Origin of the sequence: Streptomyces atratus (genome assembly GCF_014648655.1) — a bacterium.
Lineage (GTDB): Bacteria > Actinomycetota > Actinomycetes > Streptomycetales > Streptomycetaceae > Streptomyces > Streptomyces atratus.
The window spans coordinates 122,877-143,536 of the sequence record NZ_BMRN01000013.1; the positions used below are offsets into that span (position 1 = coordinate 122,877).

At 70.4% G+C, this 20,660-nt stretch carries 14 protein-coding genes; 6 read left to right on the forward strand and 8 right to left on the reverse strand.

Annotated elements, in window-relative coordinates; translation table 11 throughout:
* Positions 1 to 178 precede the first annotated feature (178 nt).
* The 3 genes from gltX to IEZ15_RS22430 form a co-directional block, all read right to left on the reverse strand.
* Positions 179 to 1,651: a glutamate--tRNA ligase gene (gene gltX / locus IEZ15_RS22420; protein WP_189279085.1), complete on the reverse strand. Its 1,473-nt coding sequence runs from the start codon at positions 1,649 to 1,651 to the stop codon at positions 179 to 181.
* Positions 1,644 to 2,420 carry a fumarylacetoacetate hydrolase family protein gene (locus tag IEZ15_RS22425; protein WP_114246867.1) on the reverse strand — a complete coding sequence of 259 codons (777 nt, stop codon included), beginning with the start codon at positions 2,418 to 2,420 and terminating at the stop codon, positions 1,644 to 1,646. Before IEZ15_RS22425 ends, gltX begins: the two co-directional genes overlap by 8 nt.
* An 81-nt stretch (positions 2,421 to 2,501) precedes the next feature.
* A complete protein-coding gene (locus IEZ15_RS22430) occupies positions 2,502 to 2,696 on the reverse strand; it encodes a hypothetical protein (RefSeq protein ID WP_114246866.1) in 195 nt (64 codons plus the stop codon).
* A gap of 580 nt (positions 2,697 to 3,276) precedes the next feature.
* On the opposite strand from IEZ15_RS22430, the gene IEZ15_RS22435 reads away from it, so the two are divergent.
* The 4 genes from IEZ15_RS22435 to IEZ15_RS22450 all read left to right on the forward strand — a co-directional run bounded on the left by IEZ15_RS22435 (position 3,277) and on the right by IEZ15_RS22450 (position 8,558).
* Positions 3,277 to 7,032: a sensor histidine kinase gene (locus IEZ15_RS22435; protein ID WP_189279086.1), complete on the forward strand. Its 3,756-nt coding sequence runs from the start codon at positions 3,277 to 3,279 to the stop codon at positions 7,030 to 7,032.
* Complete coding sequence (locus tag IEZ15_RS22440; RefSeq protein WP_003966009.1) at positions 7,033 to 7,455, forward strand: roadblock/LC7 domain-containing protein; 423 nt, start codon at positions 7,033 to 7,035, stop codon at positions 7,453 to 7,455.
* Between the two features lie 133 nt (positions 7,456 to 7,588).
* The gene (locus tag IEZ15_RS22445; RefSeq protein ID WP_114246864.1) at positions 7,589 to 7,996 is read left to right on the forward strand and encodes a DUF742 domain-containing protein; all 408 of its coding nucleotides are present in this window, start codon (positions 7,589 to 7,591) and stop codon (positions 7,994 to 7,996) included.
* Positions 7,977 to 8,558: a GTP-binding protein gene (locus IEZ15_RS22450; RefSeq protein WP_189279087.1), complete on the forward strand. Its 582-nt coding sequence runs from the start codon at positions 7,977 to 7,979 to the stop codon at positions 8,556 to 8,558. The genes IEZ15_RS22445 and IEZ15_RS22450 overlap by 20 nt, the downstream gene beginning before the upstream one ends.
* 163 nt (positions 8,559 to 8,721) lie before the next feature.
* Here IEZ15_RS22450 and IEZ15_RS22455 read toward each other — a convergent pair whose 3' ends face one another.
* From IEZ15_RS22455 to IEZ15_RS22475, 5 genes are all read right to left on the reverse strand, one after another.
* Positions 8,722 to 8,925 (reverse strand): acyl-CoA carboxylase subunit epsilon, encoded by a 204-nt coding sequence (locus tag IEZ15_RS22455; protein WP_093897832.1) that lies wholly within the window; start codon positions 8,923 to 8,925, stop codon positions 8,722 to 8,724.
* Between the two features lie 65 nt (positions 8,926 to 8,990).
* Positions 8,991 to 10,574 carry an acyl-CoA carboxylase subunit beta gene (locus IEZ15_RS22460; protein WP_114246860.1) on the reverse strand — a complete coding sequence of 528 codons (1,584 nt, stop codon included), beginning with the start codon at positions 10,572 to 10,574 and terminating at the stop codon, positions 8,991 to 8,993.
* A gap of 346 nt (positions 10,575 to 10,920) precedes the next feature.
* On the reverse strand, positions 10,921 to 13,266 hold the full coding sequence (locus IEZ15_RS22465; RefSeq protein ID WP_189279088.1) for a polysaccharide lyase 8 family protein: 2,346 nt from the start codon (positions 13,264 to 13,266) through the stop codon (positions 10,921 to 10,923).
* A gap of 90 nt (positions 13,267 to 13,356) precedes the next feature.
* Positions 13,357 to 17,229: an endo-alpha-N-acetylgalactosaminidase family protein gene (locus IEZ15_RS22470; RefSeq protein ID WP_189279089.1), complete on the reverse strand. Its 3,873-nt coding sequence runs from the start codon at positions 17,227 to 17,229 to the stop codon at positions 13,357 to 13,359.
* Positions 17,230 to 17,393: 164 nt separating this feature from the next.
* Complete coding sequence (locus IEZ15_RS22475; RefSeq protein ID WP_229846042.1) at positions 17,394 to 18,464, reverse strand: GlxA family transcriptional regulator; 1,071 nt, start codon at positions 18,462 to 18,464, stop codon at positions 17,394 to 17,396.
* 158 nt (positions 18,465 to 18,622) lie between these two features.
* Between IEZ15_RS22475 and IEZ15_RS22480 the strand changes: the two genes are divergently transcribed.
* Both IEZ15_RS22480 and IEZ15_RS22485 read left to right on the forward strand, forming a co-directional pair.
* Positions 18,623 to 19,459: a S1 family peptidase gene (locus tag IEZ15_RS22480; RefSeq protein WP_229846043.1), complete on the forward strand. Its 837-nt coding sequence runs from the start codon at positions 18,623 to 18,625 to the stop codon at positions 19,457 to 19,459.
* A gap of 135 nt (positions 19,460 to 19,594) precedes the next feature.
* Complete coding sequence (locus tag IEZ15_RS22485; protein WP_229846044.1) at positions 19,595 to 20,569, forward strand: GlxA family transcriptional regulator; 975 nt, start codon at positions 19,595 to 19,597, stop codon at positions 20,567 to 20,569.
* Positions 20,570 to 20,660 lie beyond the last annotated feature (91 nt).

A 20,660-nucleotide genomic window follows, 5' to 3' on the forward strand; every position in this document is an offset into this window, starting at 1 on the left:
GCGGTGCTCTGCAGGCCGATGAAGACAATCTTCAGGTCGTCGATGTCCTCAGAGCCGAATCATTTGCGCTGGGCGGCCCGCATGCGGGTGCCGGCGGAAGAGCCGCCGAGAAACGGCAGAGGGGGCGTGACCCCCGGAATGAACCGGGGGCCGCCCCCTCAGGGCGTGACCTGGACGATTACGCGGTCAGCTTCGCCAGTGCCGCGTCGATGCGGCCCAGGGTCTTCTCCCGGCCCAGGATCTCCAGGGACTCGAAGAGCGGCAGGCCGATCGTGCGGCCGGTGACCGCGACGCGGACCGGGGCCTGGGCCTTGCCGAGCTTCAGGCCGTGCTCCTCGCCGGCGGTGAGGATGGCGTTCTTCAGGGCGTCCGCGTTCCACTCGGCGTCGGCCAGCTTGGCGCGGGCCGTGACGAGCAGGGCGTCGGAGCCCTCCTTCATCGCCTTGGCCCAGGACGCCTCGTCGGTGGCCGGCTCGTCGAGGAAGAGGAAGTCGACGTTGGCCGTGATCTCCGAAAGGACCGTGACACGGGTCTGGGCGTGCGGGGCGATCGCCGCGAACTGCTCCGCGTCGAAGGACTCCGGGGCCCACGGGGCGAACGGCGCCTTCAGCCAGGGGCCGCACGCCTCGGTGAACGTCTTCACATCCAGCTTGCGGATGTGCTCGGCGTTGATGTGCTCGCACTTCTTCAGGTCGAAGCGCGCCGGGTTGGCGTTGACGTCCTTGATGTCGAACGCGGCCACCATCTCCTCGATGGAGAAGATGTCGCGGTCCTCGGCGATGGACCAGCCCAGCAGGGAGAGGTAGTTGAGCAGCCCCTCGGGCAGGAAGCCTCGCTCGCGGTAGAGGTTGAGCGAGGCCTGCGGGTCGCGCTTGGAGAGCTTCTTGTTGCCCTCGCCCATGACGTACGGGAGGTGGCCGAACGCGGGGGTGCCCTTGGCGATGCCCAGCTCGATGAGCGCCTTGTAGAGGGCGATCTGACGCGGGGTGGAGGAGAGCAGGTCCTCGCCGCGCAGGACGTGGGTGATCTCCATCAGCGCGTCGTCGACCGGGTTGACCAGCGTGTAGAGAGGGGCGCCGTTGGCACGGACGATGCCGTAGTCCGGCACGTTCTCCGGCTGGAAGGTCAGCTCGCCGCGGACCAGGTCGGTGAAGGTCAGCGCCTCGTCGGGCATCCGGAAGCGGACGATGGAGGTGCGGCCCTCGGCCTCGTACCCGGCGATCTGCTCGGCCGTGAGCTCGCGGCAGTGGCCGTCGTAGCCGGACGGCTTGCCGGCGGCACGGGCGGCGTCGCGGCGGGTGTCGAGCTCCTCGGTGGTGCAGTAGCAGTGGTACGCGTACCCGCCTGCGAGAAGCTTCTCGGCGACATCCTTGTAGATGTCCATGCGCTGCGACTGGCGGTACGGGGCGTGCGGGCCGCCGACCTCGGGGCCCTCGTCCCAGTCGAAGCCGAGCCAGCGCATCGACTCCAGGAGCTGGTTGTAGGACTCCTCGGAGTCGCGGGCCGCGTCGGTGTCCTCGATGCGGAAGACCAGGGTGCCGCCGTGGTGGCGGGCGAAGGCCCAGTTGAAGAGGGCGGTGCGGACCAGACCCACGTGGGGGTTGCCGGTCGGGGAGGGACAGAAACGTACGCGTACAGGTGCGTTAACCACGCTTGATCACCTTGTTGGTGAGAGTGCCGATGCCTTCGATGGTGACGGCGACCTCGTCGCCGACATGGAGGGGTCCGACCCCTGCGGGAGTGCCGGTGAGGATCACATCGCCCGGGAGCAGCGTCATGGCTTCCGTGATGTGGACGACCAGATCCTCGATGGAGCGGATCATGTCGCTCGTACGGCCCAGTTGGCGTTGCTCACCGTTGACCGTGGCCTGAATGGTCAGGTCGCTGGGGTCGAGGTCGGTCTCCACCCAGGGGCCGAGCGGGCAGGACGTGTCGAAGCCCTTGGCCCGGGCCCACTGCTTCTCGCGCTTCTGGGCATCGCGGGCGGTGACGTCATTGGCGCAGGTGTAGCCGAAGATGACGTCCTTCACGCGCTCACGCGGCACTTCACGGCACATACGACCGATGACCACGGCCAGTTCGGCCTCGTGGTGGAGTTCGTTGGAGAAGGAGGGGTACTCGATGGCGTCGCCGGAGCCGATCACCGAGGTGGTGGGCTTGAAGAAGGCGACGGGGACATCCGGTACCTCGTTGCCGAGTTCCGCGGCGTGCTCCGCGTAGTTGCGGCCGATGGCCACGACCTTGTTGGGGAGCACGGGCGGCAGGAGGCGGACCTTGCTCAGCGGGACCTTGGTGCCGGAGAGCTCGAACTCGGCGTACGGGATGCCTTTGATGATGTCGAGGACGAGACCATCGGGCCCCTCGCCCTCGACGGCGCCGAAGGCGACATTGCCGTCGATGGAGAACCTGGCGATGCGCACGGGATGCTGTCGCCCCTCACTTGCTGGCTGGCTGAAGACTGACGCTCCAGGCTAACGCGGGTGAGGGGGGACAACCGCGCATTACTCGGCCGCTGCGGCCGGGGCCGTGACCGGGGCTTCCATGAGGATGGTGCGGCGGGGGTTGGCCGTCTGGGTGGGCAGCTCGACGGTGCGCTCCGGCAGTTCCGGCGTCTGCAGCTCGTCGGCGTCCTTGAGGTGCGCCAGCGTGGTGCGCCGGGGGTTGGCAATGTTGCGGAACATCATCGTCGTCTTCATCTGCCGTTCGGACCCTGTCGGTTCGGGCGCCGCCCGGAGGGGCGCCGGTTGTCGGATTTGCCATCCCTGTAAAGCGTCAGGCTAAACATCCAATTCCCTTCGAGAGCCCGGATGAGACGGCGATCATCATGTGAGTTTCCTCACGACCACGTCGACAATTGCCTCATTCCGGGCGGCCGATCACTCTGACAGAAACGGACATTGCGCCACTGAATGAGCCATTCCGCTCCTGATCATGTCGACTGGGACACCCTTCACCCCCTACCGATTCACCCTTAATGATCCACTTTGCCCGCGAACACGCTCCACGGTTTGTTACTCATTCGTCACAACGCGTCACCCAGGTCACGGCCCGGTGCGGGGCCCTTGTTGGAGATCCGGCACTGTGCTGGAATTCCACGCACCGCCGCAGGTTTCAGGGCCGGCGCGCAGGGGCGCAACGCAGCGCCGAGTGGCGGCGGGAAGGGGAAGAGCGCCGGTCACTCACGACCACCAGGGGGCGGACACGACGCCCCACGACGCCGACACCGTCCCACCCGCTTCGCGCGGAGGGACGCCTGGTCCAGAGGTTGCGACGCTAGTGCAGGGACGTTTCAAGAGGGATGGCAGCGCTGCGGCGGAACAGGAGCCGCACGGCGGGACCGACCGCGGTTCCTCGCCCCAGCACGCCCAGAACCCCGGACCGGCCTCGGCCGGCGACAGCGGTGACCGCGACCGGAACCCCGGTGCCACGGCGGGCAGCGGCACCGATCCGATCTCGTCGCTCAAGCCTCGGGCCCCCGTCAGCACCGGCTCACGAGTAGCTCTTCGCAACTGGCGGATCAGCACGCGTCTGGTCTCCCTGCTCGCCCTTCCCGTAGTCGCCGCGACCACCCTGGGCGGACTGCGGATCAACGACTCCATGAACGACATCCAGCAGCTGGATCACATGCAGCTGCTGACCAAGATGACCAAGCAGGCGACCACGCTCGCCCAGGCGCTCCAGGAGGAGCGCGACCGCTCGGCCGGTCCGCTGTCCAACGGGGTGAAGGCCGACGACTTCAAGGTCACCGAGCCCCGCAAGAAGACCGACCGGGCGAAGACGGCCTTCTTGGACGCGACGAACTCGATCGGCGACCCGTCGGGCGACGAGGCCCTCGAGGGCATCTACTCGAGCGTCCAGCAGATCGCCAGCCAGCTGGCCTCGATCCGCGACATCCGCAAGACGGCGTACGCCAAGGGCACCCCCAGCCTCCAGACCGTCGACCAGTACAGCCAGCTGATCACCTCGCTGCTGAGCCTCTCGCAGGACATGGCGCAGTCGACCAGCAGCTCGGAGATGATCAAGCGGACCCGAGCACTGGCGGCCTTCTCCTCCGCCAAGGAGTACGCCTCGATCCAGCGGGCGGTCATCGCCGCGTCGCTGCCCGGCGGCAACGACAAGCAGTCGCACCTCGACCAGAACGACCAGCAGTTCGGCCGCGCCGCGCTGCGCAAGGAAGACTCTGCGCTCCGCTCCTTCACATCGGTCTACGAGGCGACCGGCAACAACGCCGAAGAGCTGATCGCCACGCTGAAGGAGGGCAACCCGGAGATCAAGGCCTCCGAGACCTATGCGAAGAAGGTCCTGGACAGCCCCTCGGGCATGAAGGGCATGCCTCGGCGTTCCTACCTGGACTGGTACGACCAGAGCTCCACCAAGATCCAGGCGATGAAGACCATCGAGGAAACCCTCCTCAGCGACATGGAGGGCAAGGCTCGCGAGCTCCGCGACGAGTCGAAGCGCGAAGCGATCATCAGCGGTGCGCTCATCCTGCTGGTGCTCGGCGTCTCGCTGGTCGGTGCCTTCGTCGTCGCCCGGTCGATGATCCGCTCGCTGCGGCGACTGCAGGACACAGCTACGCGCGTCGCCCAGGACCGGCTGCCCGAGCTCGTCAAGCAGCTCTCCGAGGCCGACCCGCAGGACGTCGACACCTCGGTCGAGTCGGTCGGTGTGCACTCCCGGGACGAGATCGGCAAGGTGGCCGCGGCCTTCGACGACGTGCACCGCGAGGCCGTCCGTCTCGCCGCCGAGCAGGCCCTCCTGCGGGGCAACGTCAACGCGATGTTCACCAACCTCTCGCGCCGCAGCCAGGGCCTCATCCAGCGTCAGCTCTCGCTCATCTCCGAACTGGAGTCGCGCGAGGCCGACCCGGACCAGCTGTCCTCGCTCTTCAAGCTCGACCACCTCGCGACCCGCATGCGCCGTAACGGCGAGAACCTCCTTGTTCTCGCGGGCGAGGAGCCGGGCCGCCGGTGGACCCGCCCCGTCCCGCTGGTCGACGTGCTCCGTGCCGCCGCCTCCGAGGTGGAGCAGTACGAGCGCATCGAACTGGCCGCGGTGCCCGCCACCGAGGTCGCCGGCCGCGTCGTCAACGACCTCGTGCACCTGCTCGCCGAGCTGCTGGAGAACGCCACGTCGTTCTCCTCGCCGCAGACGAAGGTCCGGGTCACCGGCCACGCGCTGCCGGACGGGCGGGTGCTGGTCGAGATCCACGACACCGGCATCGGCCTCTCCCCCGAGGATCTCGCGGCGATCAACGAGCGGCTCGCCTCGCCGCCCACCGTGGACGTCTCGGTCTCCCGCCGCATGGGTCTGTTCGTGGTCGGCCGGCTGTCCCTGCGTCACGGCATCCGGATCCAGCTGCGGCCCTCGGACTCCGGTGGTACGACCGCGCTGGTCATGCTCCCCGTCGATGTCGCGCACGGCGGCAAGCAGTCGGCCCCCAAGCCGGGACCGGGGCAGCAGCCCTCCGCCCCCGGCGGTCTGCTCGGCGGTGGCAGCGGCACGGGCGCGGGCAACGGCTCCCGTCCCGGTCTCGGAGGCGCTCCGTCGGCCCCGGCCGGCCGGCTCGCCGCGGGCCCGGGTGCCGCGCGCGGTCAGGTCGGTGCGGGCTCCGGTCCGCGTGCCGCGCTGCCCTCGCGTGACGGCGGCCCCCGCCAGCCGCAGAACCAGCAGGGTCAGCCGGGTCAGCAGAACGCCGGCTTCCAGTCCGCCGGGCTGTCCAACACCGGCCCGCAGGGCGCCTCGCGCCCGGAGCCGCAGCGTCAGGGCGGCGGCCTCGCCGGTGCCTTCGGCAACGGTGCCCGGCTCGGCGCCCGCGGCCAGGGCGACGGATCGGGCCGTGCGGACTCGTCCCAGCCCGACATGTTCGGCCAGAGCCGCCAGGACCAGCACCGCCAGGACCAGAGCCGCCAGGACCTCGGCGACCAGCAGGGCCGGTCGAACGGCCCGAGCCCCTGGCAGTCCCCGCAGCCGCAGCAGGCCCGGCAGAACCCGGGCGGCCAGGGCGGCTTCCAGCAGCCCGGCGGCCCGGTCGACCCCGGTCGTCAGCTGCCCCCGGTCGGCGGCCCGCGTGCCGAGCTGCCCGGTGGCAACCCGCAGCCGCAGCGCCCGCAGACCACCAGCTGGGGCACCGAGGAACCGTCCGCGCCGCGGCGTGCTCCGCTGGACGCCCCGCGCGGCCACGAGGAGCCCGAGTCCACCGGCCGGTTCCAGCGGCCGATGAGCCCGCCGCTCACCCCGCGGCCGCCCATGGACGACCGGCAGGGCCCCGGCTCCACCGCCGAGTTCGCCCGCCCGGACTTCTCGGCCCCGGCCCCGCAGTCTCAGTCCCCGCAGGACCCGGCGAGCACCGCGCAGTTCGCCCGCCCCGACTTCGGACAGCCGCAGCCCGCTCGGGCGCAGGACCAGGACCTGTCGGCACCGCTTCAGCGCGGCCGGGACAACGGGGACTTCGGTGCCCCGCGTCCGCCCGCCGTGCCCAACGGTGACGCGCAGTACCGCCCGGTCCTGCCGCAGCAGCCGCAGTCCGAGGCGCTGCCTCCGGCCGGGCCCGGGGACGGTCGTACGCCGCTGTACGACACCCTGGAGACGAACTGGTTCCACGGCCCGCAGCAGGGCGGCCAGCAGCCGCCCGCCGAGCCTCAGGCGCCCGGCTTCCCGCAGCAGTCGGCCCAGGAGCGCCCCGCTCCCGCCGCGCCGCGCCGCGGCGGAGGCGACACGGGCGCCACCACAAACTCCTGGCGCCCCTCGCCGAACGACGAACTCGTACGGCAGGCGGAGCGGGCCAAGAAGCCCGCGGCAGGCGGAGTGACCACCTCCGGACTGCCTCGCCGGGTACCTCGCGCCAATCTGGTGCCGGGCACCGCCCAGCAGCAGAACCACCAGTCCGGTCCTCAGGTGTCGCGTGCGCCCGATGATGTGCGCGGGCGGTTGACCAATCTCCGCCGGGGCATCCAGCAGGGACGGCAGGCCAACAACAGCCAGTCGACCGGAAGTTTTCCCCTCGGCCCCACTCACCAGCAGGAGCGTTAGTTGAGCCCGATGAGTCAGGCCGCGCAGAATCTGAACTGGTTGATCACCAACTTCGTGGACAACACCCCCGGGGTGTCGCACACGGTGGTGGTCTCCGCCGACGGACTGCTGCTGGCCATGTCCGAAGGTTTCCCGCGCGACCGCGCGGACCAACTGGCGGCTGTCGCCTCCGGTCTGACCTCGCTGACCGCGGGCGCCTCCCGGATCTTCGAAGGCGGCGCAGTCAGCCAGACCGTGGTGGAGATGGAACGCGGGTTCCTCTTCCTGATGTCCATTTCGGACGGCTCCTCGCTGGCCGTGCTCGCCCACCCGGACGCCGACATCGGTCTGGTCGGGTACGAAATGGCCCTCCTGGTCGACCGTGCGGGCACCGTCCTCACCCCGGACCTCCGTGCCGAGCTCCAGGGCAGCCTGCTCCACTAGGCGGCCGTGGATCGATGACAGACTCGATTGACCCAGGTAACGCCCCCATCCCCAGCCCGTTCGGCCGCTTAGAGCCCCCCACCGGCCCCTTCAGACGGCAAACCGACCCCTTGCTGTCACGCCCGGAGGATTCATGACCCCGCCACCCGCCTCACCCGATCCGTACGGCGCACTGCACCACGCGTCGTACGACAGTGAAGGCGACCAGCCGCTGGTCCGTCCGTATGCCATGACCGGCGGCCGGACCCGACCGCGCTACCAACTCGCGATCGAGGCGCTGGTCTCCACCACGGCCGACCCCGCGCACCTGGGGACGCTGCTCCCCGAGCACCAGCGGATCTGCCACCTCTGCCGTGAGGTCAAGTCGGTGGCCGAGGTCTCGGCGCTGCTGTCGATGCCGCTCGGTGTGGCCCGGATTCTTGTCGCGGACCTGGCGGAAGCCGGCATGGTGGCCATCCACCAGCCGGGCAATGGAGAGGCCGGCGGCGCGCCGGATGTGACGCTGCTCGAAAGGGTGCTCAGTGGACTTCGCAAGCTCTAGCGGCGGTGCGGCCCGCGCCACCACCTCCGCGAAGATCGTGGTGGCGGGGGGCTTCGGCGTGGGTAAGACCACGTTCGTCGGTGCCGTTTCGGAGATCAACCCGTTGCGTACGGAAGCCGTGATGACGTCCGCCTCCGCGGGCATCGACGATCTGACGCACACCGGCGGCAAGACGACGACGACCGTCGCCATGGACTTCGGCCGCATCACCCTGGACCAGGACCTGATCCTGTACCTCTTCGGTACGCCGGGACAGGACCGCTTCTGGTTCATGTGGGACGACCTGGTCCGCGGCGCCATCGGCGCCGTCGTCCTCGTCGACACCCGCCGCCTCGCCGACTGCTTCCCCGCCGTCGACTACTTCGAGAACAGCGGACTCCCCTTCGTCATCGCCCTCAACGGCTTCGACGGACACCAGCCCTACACCCCCGACGAGGTCCGCGAAGCGCTCCAGATCGGACCCGACACCCCGATTCTCACGACGGACGCGCGGCACCGTGCGGATGCGAAGAGTGCTCTGATCACGCTGGTGGAGCATGCGCTGATGGCTCGGTTGCGGTAGCGGTTCGCCGGGTCGTCCGGCAGCCGTCCTGTCCTCGAACGCCGGACAGGCTCGATTTTCGAGCCTGTCCGGCGTTCGAGGACAGAGCGTGGCCGAAAGTCGCGCAATGCGTGAGGCCCCGCACTCCCGGAGGAGTGCGGGGCCTCACGCATGAGAGCGTCTGTCAGCCCTGCCAGGAGTGCGGGGCGCGGAAGCCCGGGGTGCGCTCCAGGCGGCGCCATCCGGCGGTGCTGCGGCCACGGTGGGCGGGGGTCGCTGCGGGCTGGGCGGCGGCGCGGGCGAGCAGGACCGCGGTTATGGCGGCCAGCTCCTCGGGGTCGGCAAGACCCTTCTCGACACGCAGCACGGACTCGGCGGCAGTGCTCATGGGTGGTTTCTCCGTCTTCTCGGCAGGTCTTCGCGGTCTCGGCAGGGTGGCTGCGACGCTGCGGACTACTGCGGGGGGTTGCCGTGCTTGCGGGACGGCAGGTCGGCGTGCTTGGAGCGGAGCATGGCGAGCGAGGCGATCAGCACCTCGCGGGTCTCGGCCGGGTCGATGACGTCGTCGACCAGGCCGCGCTCGGCGGCGTAGTACGGGTGCATCAGTTCGGCCTTGTACTCCTTGACCATGCGGGTCCGCATGGCCTCCGGGTCCTCGGCGTCGGCGATCTGCCGACGGAAGATGACGTTGGCGGCACCTTCGGCGCCCATCACCGCGATCTCGTTGGTCGGCCAGGCGTAGGTCAGATCCGCACCGATGGACTGGCTGTCCATCACGATGTACGCACCGCCGTAGGCCTTGCGCAGGATCAGCGAGATCCTCGGCACAGTGGCGTTGCAGTACGCGTAGAGCAGCTTCGCACCGTGCCGAATGATTCCACCGTGCTCCTGATCCACCCCGGGCAGAAAGCCGGGTACGTCCAAAAGAGTGATGATGGGAATGTTGAATGCATCACACATCTGGACGAACCGGGCCGCCTTCTCCGACGCCTCGATGTCCAGGACACCGGCGAGGGACTGCGGCTGGTTGGCGACGATGCCGACGACCTGGCCGTCCAGACGGGCCAGGGCGCAGATGATGTTGCGGGCCCAGCGCTCGTGGATCTCCAGGTAGTCGCCGTCGTCGACGAGCTCCTCGATGACCTTGTGCATGTCGTACGGGCGGTTGCCGTCGGCCGGCACCAGGTCGAGCAGGACGTCACCGCGCCGGTCGGCCGGGTCGTCGCTCGCCACGGTGGGCGGGTTCTCCCGGTTGTTGGACGGCAGCATCCCGATCAGGTAGCGGACCTCGGCGATGCAGGTCTCCTCGTCGTCGTACGCGAAGTGCGCGACGCCCGAGGTCTCGGCGTGCACATCGGCGCCGCCGAGGCCGTTCTGGCTGATCTCCTCACCGGTGACCGCCTTCACGACGTCCGGTCCGGTGATGAACATCTGGGAGGTCTCGCGGACCATGAACACGAAGTCGGTGAGCGCCGGGGAGTAGGCCGCGCCACCCGCGCACGGGCCGAGCATCACGCTGATCTGCGGGATGACACCGGAGGCCCGGGTGTTGCGCTGGAAGATCCCGCCGTATCCGGCGAGCGCGCTGACGCCCTCCTGGATACGGGCGCCCGCGCCGTCGTTCAGCGAGACCAGCGGGGCACCGGCCGAGATGGCCATGTCCATGATCTTGTGGATCTTGGTGGCATGGGCCTCGCCCAGCGCACCGCCGAAGATCCGGAAGTCGTGCGCGTAGACGAAGACCGTGCGGCCGTCGACCGTGCCCCAGCCGGTGATGACACCGTCGGTGTACGGCTTCTTCTGCTCCAGGCCGAAGCCGGTCGCCCGGTGCCGGCGAAGCTGCTCGACCTCCTTGAACGAACCCGGGTCGACCAGCAGCTCGATTCGCTCACGCGCCGTCAGCTTGCCCTTGGCGTGCTGCGCCTCGGTCGCCCGGTCACTCGGTCCGCGCCGGGCCTGCTCGCGCAGCGCCAGCAGTTCGGCCACACGGCCACGGGTGTCACTCGGCTCGCCCGGGGTTTCGTCCACAACGGTCATGTACCGACCCTACGAAGCCGGGCAAGTAAATCCTGCCGTCGACTCCGTACAGTCTCCTGACCGGTTTCCTGGTGGAGCCTGACAGAACCTTGGGGACATGCAGGCGAAGTACCAGCCCTTATGGGTCCGTCTTTGTGTGGGTCCGACAAAGGGTGACTGTGGTCTGCCGCACACTCATGTCAGCCTCGGAGTGTGGTCCGGTCGGGGGGTCCGGGCCCTCGCGGACGGCATCCGGCCGGTCCCGTCCCGCTCCCGCGCCGGTCACCGGAGCGGGACGCACGGCGGGGTTCCGCGAGAATACCCCGGCCCCGCGTCCCCGCTCCTCACTCCTCCTGAGCCCCGGCGTCTACCGGACCTCGCACCGCAGTGTGCCTCCCTCCGTTCCCGGCTCGACCCTCAGCACCAGCCGTCGGCCGGTGGCACGCACCTCGATCCCCGGGTCCGCCGAGACGACCTCCCGTACCGGCCGCTCCCAGACCACGTCCACCGGCGCACCGGTCCGGTCGGGCCCGCTGACGCACACGGTCGTGGAACGCCGCCCCTCCCGTACGAGCACGCTCGCCGCGGCCGTGACGGAGAGCGGACCGGCCGCACCCGGCTGCCAGAAATTGGCGGCGGTCACCCCCAGCGAGCGGACGGCGACCGCCTGTGCGGCGGCGGTGTTGGCGTGCACGGTCAGCCAGTGCCGGTCGGCCGCCCGGGCGGCGACGGTTCTGCGGGAGGCGCCGGGCATCAGCAGGTAGGCGTACTCGGCGTCGACCGGGTCGGTGCCGTGGTCGAGCCAGAGGGTCTGGTAGCGGCGGGTCCGGCGCTCGGTGGAGCTGGTGGTGTTGATGTCGGACCAGGCGCCGGTGCGGTCCTCGCGCAGGGTGCGCAGGTCGGCGCCGTCGGGGAAGACCCAGCCGCCGTGACCCGCGAGGTGGGCCCAGCGGGGGCCGGTGCGGTCGTCGACGGTGAGGGGGGCCGTGCCGTCCTCGCCGAGCATGCGGTTGTCGACGATCGTCTCGACGGGGACCTTGTCGGTGCTGGTGATTCCGGCGCCGAGGCAGATGACCGTGTCGGCGACGCAGAACCATGACTTGCGGGCGTCCAGGGTCGAGCCGAGGCCCTTGAGGTGCTGGCCCACCGCGCCGAATTCGCCGTCCGTGGCGCCGCCGACCCACTTCACCGCGGGTTTCGGGGCACCCCATTCGCCACCCGCCTTGTCGGCGAGCCGTTTGGTGGACACGGTCGTTCCGGGCAGGCGGTAGAAGTCGACGGTCGGCCAGAACCAGTCGGTGTACTGGTCGTTCTCCTTCCCGCCCGGCCACCAGTAGAGCATCCCGGCGCCGGTGTGCCAGCCGCGCGGATTCTCGCCGTTGCCGCACTCGTAGTGCGAGATCCGCTCCGAGGCCATGGAGATGCCCGCGGCCCAGTCCGGGCGGCGGTGCACGGCGCGAGCCATCTCGGCGAAGAGGTGGTGGCCCACCCGCTCGGGCGCGGCCGGCACGGCGGCGGCCTGGACCGCGTGCAGCCGGGCCAGGTCCGCGATGCCGAACTGGCGGGCGGTGAGGATCGGGCTGGTCCGGTCGCGGGCGATCCAGCCCTTGATCATGCCGTGCCACCGGTCGCGCTCGGCCGCCGAGGCACCCTCGGCGAGCAGGGCGATCCCGGCGATGATGCCCTGCCCGTGGAAGTGGTCGCCGCGCATCACCCGAAGCTCGTCGCTCTTCAGGTAACCGCGGCTGATGGCACGGCCGTTGACGCTGTCCATGACCAGGCCGTTGTAGATCAGCGGCGCGTACGCGCGCTCGACGCTGTCCAGGATGATCTGCCGGTTGGGATCGGTGACGGCCCAGGTCGATCCGGCGAGCAGTGCGAAGAGGCGGCCGAGGCCGTCGAGCATGACCTGGCCGTAGGTGCCGGAGTAGGCGACGGTGGTGTGCTGGATGAACGACCCGTCCGCGTACAGGCCGTCTCCCCCGGTGACGTACGGGAAGACGGGTGACAGCGCGTCCCTGGCCAGTGCGACCTTCGCGGGCGCCCTACCGAGGACGCCGCGCAGGGCGACGGAGCGGCACAGGTCGACGCGGTTGGCGCCGGTGGAGGTGCCGCTGTAGTCACGGAGCACGGCGTCGGGGATGAAGTGGTCGACGGCGGCGCAGGCGGCCTCGACGCGGGCCGCGCCCAGGTGCTCGTACAGGACGGACGTGATGTCCATGAGGATGCGCGGGCTGCCGATCTGCCACTCCCACCAGTTGCCGTACGGGGTGACGGAGGAGTGGTAGGCCGTCCGGGCGAGGTGGTCGTAGCCGCGGATGATGTCGGCGAGCAGGGCGGCGTCGCCGGTCGATCCGGTGCCGGGCTGGGCGTAGGCCTGGGTCATCGTCCACAGGCGGCTGTATCCCTGGGTGATGCCGGACGGCGGGTTGTACGTGATGCCGGGCCACAGCGAGTCGGCGGCCGGGCTCATCGTGGAGCGGAACCCCCGGGCGAGCGTGCCGGTTTCGGCGAGGCGGGAGGCGTACGGTTCGGCGGTCGCGTCGAAGCCGGCGCCGAGCGCGATCCCGGTCCAGCGCAGACGGAGGGTGTCAAACTCGTCGGCCTCGGCGGCCGCCGCGGCCGTCGCGGAACCGGGGAGGGAGACCGCCAGGGCGGTGGCGGTCGAGAGGGCCAGCAGGGTACGGCGTGACCATACGGGCGGGTTCGGCATGTACGGCTCCGGTTCGTCGGGGGGGGAAGGCCATCGCATGCAGGTGCGGGACGGGTGCCACCATGGGCACCCGTCCCGCATCCTGCGCTCTCAACTACCGCAATGGAAGCGTGCGTCACCCCAGTCCGCGTGGTCGTTGCCGTTGCCGTCCCCGCCGTCGCCGACGACCAGTTCGACGTACTTGGCGCCGGTGGTGTCCGCCGTGAGCGACCAGGCGTTGTCGGCGGCCTTCAGGACCGGAGACTTCACCTTCTCGGTGCCGTCGGCCGTGACGCTGAACTGCACGCTGCCTCGCGAGGTCTGTGCGTCGTCCACGCCGACCTGGGCGGTGAAGGAGGTGCACCGGCCGCCCAGGTAGTAGCGGATCTTCGCCGGGGCGTGGCTGCCGAGGCCCTTGGTGTAGGCGGTGCCGCCGATCTTCAGCGGGGTGCCGTCGCCACTGCCCTGCTCTCCGTTGGAAAGGTCCCGCTCGACGGGCCCCCAGCCGTTCTCGGAGGCAGTCCAGTCGAGGTCGCTGGCCCAGCTGTCCGTGGTGGGCGGCGGCGGCAGGGTCCGTACGGAGGTCTGCGCGCCGAGTGTGCGCCGTGCGCCGCCGGCCGTGTACGCCGTCTCGGAACTCAGGCTGTACGTCTGGTACTTGGCGTCCACCGGCGGGGTGACCTGCCAGCTGCCGGTGACCTTGGCGCCTGCCGCGACCGAGTCGAAGGTGACGGCGCCCGCGGGCTCCGCCTTCCAGCCCTCGGGGACGGTCAGGCTCAGCGCGACACCGGTCGCCGCGGTGGCCTCGTAGTTGGTGAAGCTCGCCTTGACGGTGTTGGCCGTGCCCGGCTCCAGGGTCTCGGCGGCCGGGTCGACGGTGAGCGTGCCGCAGGCGGCCTGCTCGGAGGCGGGGGCCGGGCCGAGGTCGGTCACGGTGAACGCGTCGAGGACGAAGTCGGCGCCGTCGGGTGCGTCGCCGCGCTTGCGCAGTCCGGTCCAGGTGTCGCCGCAGCCCGCGGTGACGGTCTCGCTGAAGTGGCCGGTGGTGCGCTGCTGTCCGATGGAGGTGGTCCGGGTCTCGATCGAGTCGGGGTTTCCTTCTGCGGTGATCCGGTCGTAGCCGTCGACCCATTCATAGGCGCCGGCGTGACTGGACTGGTAGTCGTACTCGACCTTGTAGCGGTGGCCGTCGGCCATCGGCACGGTCCAGGGGGCGGTGCGGTAGACGAGGCCGGTGTTCTCCTCGTGGGCCTTGAGGGACTCCTTGCCGCCGATGACGTCGTCGACGAGCTTTCCGTTCCAGCCGGCCTGGGTGTAGGGGGTGTGCAGCTGGGAGATGACGGTCCGGGGGTCGGTGGAGCCGCCCGCGTCGCCCTTGAGGAAGGGGCCCCAGCCCTGGTCGACGTCCTCGAAGTCCTCGTGCACGACGGTGTTCTTCCTGGTCGCCGGGGCGCTCGCGACGATCCGTACGTCATCGGCCCGGACGCTCGCCGCGCTGCCGTCGGCCGCTTCGATACGGAGCGTGGCGCGGCCGTTCGCGGGGGCGGTGAAGTTCACCTTCGCCCGTTGGAAGTACGTACCGTGCCAGTCGGACGCGGCGACGTAGTCCTCGGCGGTGGAGCGGTCCACGGCGACGGACTTCCCGCCGATCGAGAGTGTCGTGTGCCGGGTCTTTCCGGGCTGGACCTCGATGAGCGCGGACGCGGTGTAGCGCTTGCCGGGCGTGAGGCCGTGGATGCTCTGCGAGAGTGCCGCCGTGCCGGTGCCGGAGAGCTCGGCGCTGTTGCGGCCCTGGCCGTCGGTGTCACGGGCGACGGTTCCGGTCTTCGACCAGGCGCTGAGCCCGTTGTCGTTGAAGCCCGGATCGTCGACCGGGGTGCCCTCGCCCCACTTGGGGTCGGCGGCCTCCGGCGCGCGGTCCGGGTAGAGGACGTACGGCTGACCGGCTTTTGCCGTCAGCGTGATCTTCCCGTCGACGGGCTTGACCGTGCCGGCCTTGACCCGGCCGTTGTCCGTGAGCTCGTAGACGGTGTACGCGCCCTTGGACGGCACCGCCCAACTGCTCGTACCGCCGGACCTGCTGTAGTGGTACAGCTTCTTGCCGCCGTCCCACGGCAGCAGGTAGTCGGTGCCGCTCAGAACCTTGCGGCCGTGGTCGTAGAAGGTCCGCTTGCTGTCCTCGACCGTGCCCCGGACATCGCCGGTGAAGGTGATGTCGTTGCCGTCCCAGCGGGTGATCTTCTGCTGCTGGAGGTACTTGGCGGGCAGGTCGCGCTGCCAGATGTTGTCGTAGAAGGCGTTCCAGTCGGTCTCGTTGGTCCAGCCCTCGAACTCCTCGATGGCGGTCTGGCCGAGGACCGGATCGTTGTTCCAGACGTCCTTCTCGTCGTTGCGGATGAACCGGATGATCTTCGAGTTGAGGCCCTTGTTGGTGGCGCCGCCGTAGTCGAGGTCATTGGCCCAGTGCGACCAGAGCGAGCCGCGCTCGAATTTGTCGGCCCATTCGGTGGCGACGTTCCAGCCCTGCTTCTGCACGGACCGGAGGGTCTTGTCCGCGATCCAGCCGTGCGTGTAGTAGACGTCGATGTAGAGCAGGCTGAGGTTCGGGTCGGTCTCGTCGCGCAGCTGCTGGAAGCGCTTGGCCAGGTCACCGCTGTTGATGTCGCGGCGCTGGTCGATGTAGTAGCTCTGGCCCAGCCAGTTCCAGCCCGGCTTGGTCTTGTCGACGAGCTTCTCGTCGAAGGCCTTGGCATCCGGGTACGCCTCGGTGGCGTTGACGTGGACGCCGAAGGTGGCGCCCCACTTCTTGCCGTCCTTGAGGAGCTCGTTGAGATCCTTCAGCCCGCCGGCGCGCTTGTTGTAGTTGCCGCCGTAGTCGGGGTGGGCGGAGTCGTGGCCCTCGGAGGCGTATCCCTTGAGGAGCGCCATCTGCCCGAGGCCGTCGGTGGCGAGCGAGATCCGCTTGACGTCGTCCAGGGTGCGCAGGAAGGGGTGGGTGGCCTGGCTGGCGAAGTTGAACGGGATGTGGGTGATGACCCGGTCCGGGGTGTCCTTGCTGCCGGGCGCCGTGATGCCGATCGAGCGGAACGCGACGGCTCCGTCCTGCCAGTCGACCGACTTGTCGCCGTTGGCGTCGGGAGTGACGACGACCTTCGCCCAGGGGAGGTTGTCCCCGCTCTCCGGCTGCGACGCGCCGTCGCCGCGGTAGGTCCACTGCCCGGACCAGACGCCGACCCGGACGCTGCCGTCGTCGGCCTTGCGGGCCTGGTGCCAGAACCGGGCGTCGTCGCCGCCGGTGGCGCCGGACGGCTTGTCGTACGAGGAGTTGGACTCCACGGCCGCGGCGAGCGAACCGGTGTTGACGATGGCGTACGAGGCACCGACCGGCGCCTTGTCGGCGGCGGTGTCCGCGGTGACCTTCGAGAAGACGTCGGCGGTCTTCGTCGAGTCGTTGTCCAGCCGGGTGAAGGCGGTGGCGCCACCGGTGTCCGTGGAGCCGACGGAGACCAGGTCGTGGCCGGGGATGTCGATGGTGCCGACGCGGAACGCCTCGGTGTCGCGGACGGCCGTGACCTTGAAGGTGGTGGCGCGGCCGGAGACGGAGAGCGAGGCGTCGATCTCGATGCCGGGCAGATCGGAGAAGGTCAGCGTGTAACGAGCGGTCGAGGCGGTGACCTCGGGTGCTCCCTTGAGCTTCACGGGGTGTGCGGTGCCGTTGAGAGTGACGGCGGTGACCGGCTGCGTACTGCCGAGCAGCTGATCGCCGCTCGCCTTGTCGGTGTACGCCAGGACGCGCGGGAAGTCGTCGGCGACGGCGACCGAGAGCTGCGCGGACCGGATGACGGTGGCGTCCGCGGGTACGGCCGACTCGACCGCGGCAGGTGAGGGGGCGGCGGCTGTGGCGGGGAGCGCGGTCCCCACCAGCGCCAGGACGGCGGCTGAGGCGGCGGCGACAGCGCCCGCCGAAGTGAATCTTCGCGACATGTGCTCTGAGTAGTCCCCGTGACTGGACAGCGTCAACGACGTGCGGCCCCTGGGGGCCCTCCAGTCCAACAACCGCTTTGCGTAAGTCCAAGTGGACGGTACGTGTCCGCAATTCGGCGCCCCGGTTGTCCGGCGCGGGTGCCTCGGGTTACGCGGCGACGCCGTCAGCGGCGGCGTCTCTCGGCACCGGGGTCGTCGGCGCCGCCGGACGCAGCGGGCTCCGCCGCTTCGGCGTTCTTGCCGTCCGCCCAGGTCAGGGCAGCCACCATCGAGCGGAAGGCGGTGCGGTAGATACGGGGACCGGTGCCCGTGTGGTGCTGGAAGTGGTGGCGCAGGTTGGCGGGTGTGCCGAAGCCGGTGCGTGCGGCGATGCGCTCCACCGGCTCGTCCCCGCGCTCCAGCAGCCGCTGCGCCGCCTGGACGCGGGCGCGCAGCAGGTACTGGAGCGGGGAGAGCCCGGTCTCGGCCCGGAAGCGCCGGTTCAGGCCGCGCACGGTGAGCCCCGCGTGGTCGGCGATGTCGCTCAGCGTCAGCGGGTGGTCGAGGTGGGCCTCCATCCACCGGGTGGTGGGCCCGAGGGAGTGCGGGCCGGCCCGGTGCCGGGGCGCGGCGGCAGGGGCCTCCTCGGCGTCGGCGGCGGCGTGGGGGTCGGCGGGTGCGTGGAGCTGCATGAAGACCTGCCGCTCCGTCTCGATGGCGACCGGTGCGCCCTGGTCCAGGGTGATCAGGTGGAGGCAGAGATCGAGGCCGCCGAGCACTCCGGCCGCGCTGTGGAACGGGTCCGCGTCCACGACGGCCCCCTCCGGATCGACATCGATCAGGGGATGGCGCCGGGCCAGCTCCGCCGCGTACTGTCGCCCGGTGGCCGCCCGGCGTCCGTCGAGAAGCCCGGTGGCGGCGAGGGTGAACGTCCCGGTACCGAACGCGCCGATGCGGGCTCCCCGGTGCGCGGCGGCCCGCAGGGCGTCGGCGACCCCGGGTTCCGGCTCGTCGCGGAAACCGGCGTGACCGGGCAGCAGTACGGTGTCGGCGTCCGCCAGCCCGTCCAGGCCCCAGGGCGTGTCGATGGCGAAGGGCGCCGGGGAGCCGGTCCCGCGAAAGCCGGGAGCGGTGCAGTACCGCAGCTCGTACGCGACATGCGGGTGGTGCCGGGCGGCTGTGCCGAAGCACATTCCGGGCCCGGTGAGTTCATGGCCCGGCACCCCGTCGAGCACGAGGACGGCGATCACTGGCATGTCCAGAATTTAGCCGAGGGTGACATCAGGACCGCTTTTTCCGGACGGGCCCGGTACGCAGGATGGATGTTGCGCGGCACCGGAAGCGAGACAACGCCCGGCAGTCGGCCCGCACATCCACCACGCGCACGACGCGCATCGGAACGAAGGAATCACCCGTGTTCACACGCAGCTCGCCGTCCGCCGCTCCATCCCGGTCCCGTAAGTCCCGCTCCCGCCGTGCGGGACGGTTCGCCGCCGTCGCCCTGGCCGCGACGGCCTGCGTCACGGCGATGTCCGGCAGCGCCAACGCCATCGTCAACGGGCAGGAGGCCACGCAGCGTTACCCGTTCATGGCCACGCTTCCGCAGTGGGCCGGCGACGTGCACGCCCAGTGCGGCGCGTCACTGATCAACTCGCGCTGGCTGGTGACGGCGGCGCACTGCGTCAACCCGAAGGCGCTGGACGGCATCGTCCGCATCGGCTCCAACGACCGCGAGTCCGGCGGCACCGTGCGCCACATCAAGCGGACCGTCGTCCATCCCGCCTACGACGTCGAGTCCGAGCCCAGCACGAACGACATCGCGCTCGTCGAGCTGGACCGCCCGGTCTCGGAGCAGCCCATCCGCATCGCCAAGAAGGTGGGCGCTCCCGGCACCCCGACGCGCCTGCTCGGCTTCGGCACCGTCCTGGACACCCACAACCTCCCCGACGCGGTGTTCCCGGACAAGCTCAAGCAGCTGGACACCCGCATCGGCGCCGTGAACGAGTGCTCGCCCGGCCGCGCCGACAAGACCCGGATCTGCACGATCAGCAAGACGCCGGGCGCCATGGCCTGCTTCGGCGACTCCGGCGGCCCGCAGATACAGCGCGGCCGGGACGGACGCTGGGAACTGGTCGGCGCCACGTCGGGCGACGGCGACACCGACCCGACCTGCGGCACCGGCCCCGGCATGTACACCAACGTTCCCGCGTACTCCAAGTGGATCGACAAGACCATCCACGCGCACCGCTGACGCGACACGTACCCGGGCGGGCGGACCGTCCGCGGCCCACCCGGGTACGTCCGAGTACACCCTGACCACCGCAGCTCCCCCGTCCCCCTCCCCTCCCCTCCCCTCCCCGCCCCTACTCTCGGATAGATTCTGAATATGTCCGTGATCGCCGTTCTTGTGCCCGACAGGCTCCCCGGACACCAGCTGACCACCCCCGGGCTGGTCTTCGGGACGGCGACGACCGGCCACCCCGGCGCCGACTACGAGGTACGGCTCTGCGCCGCCCCCGGCCTCACCGCCACGGGCGCACCCGCCCCGCTCCGGATCTCCGTCCCGTGGGGGCTCGACGGCCTCGCCGACGCGGACGTCGTCCTGATCCCCGGCCAGGACGCCGACGGCCCCCGCGACGAGCCCGCGCCCGAGGTGCTCGCGGCGCTGCGGGCCGCGGCCGCACGCGGCTGCCGCATCGGCGCGATCGGCACGGGGGTCTTCACCCTCGCGGCCACCGGACTCCTCGACGCCCGCCGCGCCACGACCGGCTGGCGCCACACCGAGGAGCTGGCCCGCCGCCACCCCCGTATCGAGGTCGATCCGGTCGGCACGGTCGTGACGGACGGCCGGTTCCTCACCTCGGCCGGGATCTTCGGCGGCCTGGACGTCTGCCTGCGTCTGCTGGCCCAGGACCACGGCGAGCGGGTGGCCGGTGAGACCTCCCGGGAACTCCTCACCCCGCTCCTGTCGCACGGCGACCGCGTCCAGGAGACCATCGACCGTGAACTCACCGAGAGCGCGGGCATCGAACCGACGCTGCGCTGGCTTGAGGCCCGCCTGCACCTCCCCCTGACCCCGGCGGACATGGCCGCGCACGCGGGGATCAGTCTCAGCAGCCTCAACCGTCGCTTCCAGGCCCAGACCGGCGCCACCCCGCCCCAGTACCTGCTGCGGCGGAGACTGGAGCGGGCCCGCGAACTGCTGGAGGACACCGACGAGGGCGTGGAGCGGGTGGCGGCCCGGTGCGGCTTCACCTCTCCGGCCAGCCTGCGCCACCACTTCGCCCGGCTGACGGGCACCACACCACGCGCCTACCGGACCCGCGCGCGAGGCGGGCCGGATCGGGGCGGACAGTGGTGAACAGGCCTTGAGCAGGCCGGGATTGCTCCTTCGACCACGGGCGTGTGCAGGAACAGTGGAAAAGTTCCCCGAAGCCGGCCCTCACCCGGAA